Source organism: Emticicia sp. (genome assembly GCF_049241225.1).
Lineage (GTDB): Bacteria > Bacteroidota > Bacteroidia > Cytophagales > Spirosomataceae > Emticicia.
This window is the reverse complement of sequence record NZ_JBMLRC010000056.1, coordinates 1-6279: the sequence shown is the minus strand read 5'-3', so window position 1 is coordinate 6279 and position 6279 is coordinate 1. Positions and strand designations below refer to the sequence as shown.

Genomic DNA, 6279 nt, shown 5'->3' with positions numbered 1-6279 from the left:
GAAACTTGTCCTACGAAAAACTGACCACTTGGTGGTCAAACTTGAATAGCCCCGAATGAAATTCGGGGAGAAAGAATAGGGGAGATTTCCCGACTCTGGAGGAGTCGAACTTCTATTGTTTTTATTCTCGGTAACAGACAAGTTAGAAACTTGTCCTACAATTAGCCAAAAATCATTTTCATTAGTAAAAATAAAACTGAAGGACAGAATAGACAGCCCAGACCTGTGTAGAAAGTGGCCGTTAATGCTCCGTAAGGCACTAATTTTGGGTCGGTGGCTGCTAAACCTGCCGTTACGCCACTGGTTGTTCCCATTAGTCCACCAAAAACCATGGCGGTATGTGGGTTGTTGAGGCCAATGTATTTGGCAATAAATGGCGTGCCAATCGTTACGGCTACGGCCTTTACTACACCCGCCGCAATGCTCAGGGCCATCACGTCAGAGTTTGCTCCGATGGCCGCACCTGTTACAGGTCCAACGATGTATGTACACGCACCTGCACCGATGGTGGTTAGGCTAATGGCATCGGTATAACCACCGAGCAGTGCCACCACAACTCCACCCAAAAACGATAAAACAATACCCAAGAAAAGCGATAACGCACCAACCCAACCCGTGCGTTTCATCACAATAAAACTTGCACCCATGGCGGTTGAGACAATGGCAAAGTCACGGAGCATTGAGCCGCCCATTGTGCCAAAGCCCGAGAAAATTTTGATGTCGGCAATGCCTTTTTCTCCTTTGGTATAAACCCCACCAATGTAGGCTAAAATTAAACCCGCCAGAATAGCAATGGCCGAAGCAGGGATTTTTTTATTGGTTAGTTTATCAGAAATAATGCCTGATACATAAATGATGATTCCCACCGATAGGAACGCCACCACCAAACCATTTTTTTCGAGGAATTTTGCGATGATTTCCATGTTAGTCGAGTTGGGTATTTTTTGAGAGTTTCGCCAAGAACGGAATCGTGATGGCACAAATAATAATTGGTACAAGGCCAGCCAAGACCGCAATAAAACCACTCGAAACCGCCACTCGCACATTTTGGGTTGCCGACATCGCCACTACGATAGGAATATACATCTGATTCCAGAACATGATGCCATTTTCGGTGCTGCGGTCGAGATAGCCCTTTTTATTGAACCAATCGCTGAGTAAAATCAGCAATAACATCGCAAAACCAACACCCCCAACATTGGCATCGACTCCGATGATTTTACCCAAAAATTCGCCAAAAAGTTGGCCAATTACATAACAAAAAGCCAAAATGGCTACTCCGTAGATTATCATTTATTTAGGTTAGTTTTATTTGTTGAATGATGGGTTCCTGCTCATAAATAATGCAGGGTATTTCTCCGTGAAACTCTGTGTTCTCTGTGCCTCCGTGGTAACCTATACTCGTTTAGTTGAATAGTTTCTTCAAATCATTCTTAGTCACCTTGCCCATGGCGTTGCGAGGGAGTTCTTCTACAATTTTGTATTGGCGTGGAGTTTTGTAGGCAGGCATTTTTTCACGCATCCAAGAATTAAGTGCTTTTAGGTCTAAGTTTGGTTCGTTTACGATAATGGCCGCAGCTACGAGTTCGCCCCATTCTTCGTTCGGAACACCCACTACGCTACAATCTTCTATGGCAGGGTGCGTACGAAGTATTTCTTCGATTTCCAAGGCAGAAATCTTATAGCCTCCCGACTTGATGATGTCGATAGAATCACGGCCTAAAATTCGATAATAACCTTTTTCTACGACCGCCACATCGCCAGTTTTAAACCAACCGTCTTCCGTAAACGTCTTTTTGGTAGCTTCGGGTTTATTCCAATATTCCAAGAAAACATTTTTTCCTTTTATCTGAATCTCGCCTGCTTGTCCACGTTTCACCACCACGTTGTTTTCATCAACCAGTCTGGCTTTTACGCCCGCAAGTGGTTTTCCAATGTACCCAGCTTTGCGTTCGGCATCGTACGGGTTACTAATTCCCATGCCTATTTCTGTCATTCCGTAGCGTTCGAGTAGGGTATGAGTACTGATTGTTTTCCATTTTTCCATTACCGAAACAGGCAATGCTGCCGAACCAGAAACCATCAAACGGAATTTGGCAAGTGTATCGGTAATTTGTTTCTGTTGGTCGGCCGAAAGACATTCCCAGTGCGAAATAAGTTTGAAATAAATGGTTGGAACTGCCATGAAAACATTGATTTTACCTTTCTGAAATGCCCCAAAAACACCTTCGGCCGAGAATGAAGGCAAAAACTCAACCGTTGCACCCGACCACAAAGCACACGAAATAACATTGATGATGCCATGCACATGATGAAGTGGAAGCACACACAAAATATGGTCTTTGGCCGACCATTGCCACGATTTTACTAAGGTCGAAACCTGTGCTTCGATGTTGGCATGAGTTGTTACAACACCCTTCGGAAGATTTGTTGTGCCACTCGTATAAAGTATCATTGCCTTTCGGCTTGACTGTAAATTGGGTAGTTTTTTTAGTTCGATAGTCGCTTTATCAACTTCGGGCAAAATAATAAATCGGAAACCTTTTTCGGCCGCCAATGGGCGTAAGATTTCGGCATACTCTGCACCAGCTATCACGATTTCAGCTCCGGTATCTTCAATGACATATTGTAAAGATGGTAGCGGATAACTAATGCACAAAGGCACGGCAATGCCACCCGCACGCCAGATTCCCCATTGAATGCTCACGTAGTCGAACCCCGGTGAAACCATGAATGCTACTCGTGTTTCGTTTAAATCGGTGATGTTGTCGAGCAGTAAAGAGGCAAATTGATGCGACGAATCAAGTAAATCTTTGTAAGTATAGGAATGATTATCGGAAATGATAGCTTGGTTATCGGGGTTTGAGGTAGCGTTTTTGACTAATTTGAGCATGACAAGACTTGGCTGAATAAGTTTTTAGGAATAGGTTATCAATCGAAAAAAGAATGGCTAAAAGTATGAAATTTTGGTGAGATATATTGAGGTGTTCGTTGAAACAGTTTAAGTTTTTTTACAATTGATAAAATTTATAATGAGCTAGATGGAATTGCATTAAAAATTAATTTTTGTATTACTTCCAAAAAATGGAAACTTTATTGGTAATTTAAAATAATTTTTTAAAGGCACGATTTTTGATGATGTAATACCATAATTTGTGTGTTGTCTGTTTCTCATCCATTTTTCTTCAAAAAGCCTATTTTCCGTTACGTATATCTGTTTAATCTAAAAAATGGCATATTTATTGGTACATGAAAAGTTATTAAGTGGTATCTTTGAATAATTTTATGACACTTAGCATTAATATGATTAGCTGTTGTATTTTTATTGAATCAAAATTTTAAATGATTCGTAGAAATGAACAAAAATACATTTTATACTATTCTCATTTTATTTGTTTACAATGGTTATAGTATTGCCCAGCAGTTTGTTGCTGGAGGAGGGCCCATTAATGATTTCAGAGGGGCGGTTAGAACAGATACCTTTAAGATTGAAATTGAAAAGCTTCCAAAATTGATAGACAGCAAATTCGGTATCTCAAAAGTTTGTTTTAATATATCCCATCCGAGAGTCTCAGATTTAAAAATAGAATTACGGAGTCCGAGTGGTGTTACCATATGGTTGAGCAATAGAAATGGTAGAGACCAAGGGCAAGACTATATGAATACATGTTTTCGTTCGAATGGTTTTTCAGGGTATGTACATCAAGCAAATGCTCCTTTTGAAGGGGAATATATTCCCGATGGAAGATTTAGCTTTTTAAATAATGGTCAAAATCCAAATGGTACTTGGAAGTTGTTAATAGCAGATTTGAGAGAAGGAGAAAGAGGGAATCTGAATTACCTAAACCTTGAATTTTCAGAAAATCCAATGCCTAGTGAAGGACTAAGTCCTTGTTCATTTGAAAACCCTGAGGAATGTGAGTGCTCAAATAATACCGAAAGTTGTGAGCTTCTACCTGATTTATATATTTTAAAAAAATTCACAGCAGAACAAATAAAAGAATACCCAAAAGATGATCCTCAGTATCCTGGACAATTAAGATTTGCAGCAACAATTGGAAATATAGGCGATGGGCCAATGGAAACTCTAGGAATGAACGAATGGTATTGTGGAGATTTGAAAGTTGATTCTTTGACTAAATGTGCCGATGGGAAATTTGCTCGACAAAAGATTTATCAAAGGATTTATTCAAAAAATGGCAATCAGTTAACATCAAAGGATTATTTAGCTGGGACTAATTATTTTGATAATGAACCTGGACACAACCACTACCATGTAGATGATTGGGTTGAATTTAGATTAGTAAAAAAAGTAGGAAAGAAATCTAAATTAGTTGCTAAAAGTAGAAAGATTAGTTATTGTTTATTTGATTCAGGAATTTGCTCAAGCACCAACGATTTATGCCAAGAAAAAGGTATCAATTATGGAGAAAAAAACTTGAAAAATTATGGTCTGGGAAATTATTCAGATTGTAAATCAAAAAAACAAGGAATCAGTGTAGGTGGATATGATACTTACGGACTATTGTATGAAGGTCAGTATATCCAATTACCCAAAGGATTGAAATCAGGTCAATATTTTTTAGAAATTGAAATTGACCCAAATCATATTTATAGAGAAAAAAATACAAGCAATAATACCTTGAGAATGCCCATTTTGATTTCCAAGCAGGAATAAAAATATTAAATAAAATACGATGAAAAAGTTTTTCCTATTATTTACGTTTTGCTCATTTTTTGGTATAAGTTTTCAGTCGTACAGTCAATGTACGAGTTGTACTTTTACAGCTCCATCCGGAGGAACAAGTTTTAATCTTAACGGTAATCAAACGCTATGTATTACAGCAAATACTGGCGATTTAAGTATTAATATTAATGGTACTGGAAATCGAATCTGTGTTGCTACAGGCGTTACTTGGACACAAACCAGCGGCTTAAATCTAGGAGGAACTACAATTGATGTTCATGGTACTTATAATTTTAATAATAGCTTTACCGTCAACTCAGCTGCTACAATTAATGTAAGACCAGGTGGTACAATTAATACCAATCAAACTTCTTTTGGGAATAATTTGACTATCAATAACGAAGGTACTTTTACTTTTACAGCTACAAGCCAAATTAATACACAAGGGACTTTTGTATTTAATAATATCGGAACAAGCTCTGTATTAAATGCTACTTCTACTTCTCTATTTTTTATAGGAACAGGAACAACTTTTACCAACCAAGGTTTGATGAATTTTGGTAATCTAGAAAATTCTGATGCTTTGTTAGTCAGAAATTTTGCTGGTGCAACTATAAATATTGATGGGACACTTAACAATCATGGTAGGATTGAAAACTTAGGTTTAATAAAGACAGTTTGCGGTCCATTAGGAGGAGCGGCTTGTGACTTTATTTTAGGAGATAAAGGAGTAGATGTGTTTACGTTAGGAGCTTGTTCATGTTTGCAAATCGCGGGTAGTGCCACATTCAATGGGCCAGCTACGATAAATGGAGGATTTGAAGTCGCAAATGATTTTACTGTCAATAAACAGATAACCGGTACTAATGGGTCGATTAGAGTTATAAATGGTGTCAGTACGATAACCAGTGCCGGTAGTTTGATTGGCACAAATATGAGGTTTTATGATGTAAATACAACGCCAAGTCATGGGTTTGATTCAAATACAGGAAACACGCCTTCTAATTTTACAATAACTTCAACAGCTGGTTGTACAAGTGCTCCAGTAGCAGCTATTTCAGGAACTACAAATTTAACTTGTACAACGACATCAGTTCAAAGAACCGCCAGCGGTGGTGGAACATATTTATGGTCCAATGGTTCTACTGGTGCAACTGTAAATTTAACTACAGCAGGCACCTATACAGTGACTGTAACCTCTGCTGATGGCTGTTCAACCGCCACAGCTACAACTTTAGTAACAGCAAATATTACACCACCAACAGCAACAATTACTGATGCTGGTCCTGGACTGAATAATTTGACATGCAGTAGGACAAGTGTATCCCGTACCGCAACTGGTGGCGGAACTTACTTATGGTCAAGTGGTTTAGGTACGGCAGCGACAGTAAATATCAGTAGTCCAGGCACTTATACTGTGACTGTTACCAATACAACCAATGGCTGTACTGCAACTGCGACAACGGTAGTGACACAAAATATCACACCACCAACGGCAGGCATCACTGGTACTGATAACTTAACATGTACGGCGACTAGTGTAAGCAGAACCGCAACTGGTGGTGGCAGCTACTTATGGTCAAGTGGTTTAG

The 6279-nt window shown here is 38.9% G+C and carries 4 protein-coding genes and 1 pseudogene; 2 read left to right on the top strand and 3 right to left on the bottom strand.

The window, feature by feature from the left end; all coding sequences use genetic code 11:
- Nucleotides 1-161 precede the first annotated feature (161 nt).
- The 3 genes from madM to ACOVO2_RS03780 form a co-directional block, all read right to left on the bottom strand.
- A complete protein-coding gene (gene madM, locus ACOVO2_RS03790; protein ID WP_421768691.1) occupies nt 162-923 on the bottom strand; it encodes a malonate transporter subunit MadM in 762 nt (253 codons plus the stop codon).
- A 1-nt stretch (nt 924) separates the two neighbouring features.
- Nucleotides 925-1293 carry a malonate transporter subunit MadL gene (madL, locus tag ACOVO2_RS03785; protein ID WP_421768690.1) on the bottom strand — a complete coding sequence of 123 codons (369 nt, stop codon included), beginning with the start codon at nt 1291-1293 and terminating at the stop codon, nt 925-927.
- 112 nt (nt 1294-1405) lie between these two features.
- Nucleotides 1406-2893, bottom strand: a complete 1488-nt coding sequence (locus ACOVO2_RS03780; protein ID WP_421768689.1) for an acyl-CoA synthetase — start codon at nt 2891-2893, stop codon at nt 1406-1408.
- A 462-nt stretch (nt 2894-3355) separates the two neighbouring features.
- Here ACOVO2_RS03780 and ACOVO2_RS03775 point away from each other — a divergent pair, with 462 nt between their 5' ends.
- Both ACOVO2_RS03775 and ACOVO2_RS03770 read left to right on the top strand, forming a co-directional pair.
- Nucleotides 3356-4678 (top strand): proprotein convertase P-domain-containing protein, encoded by a 1323-nt coding sequence (locus tag ACOVO2_RS03775; RefSeq protein WP_421768688.1) that lies wholly within the window; start codon nt 3356-3358, stop codon nt 4676-4678.
- Between the two features lie 19 nt (nt 4679-4697).
- Nucleotides 4698-6279: pseudogene (locus tag ACOVO2_RS03770) on the top strand (hypothetical protein); the annotation flags it as partial.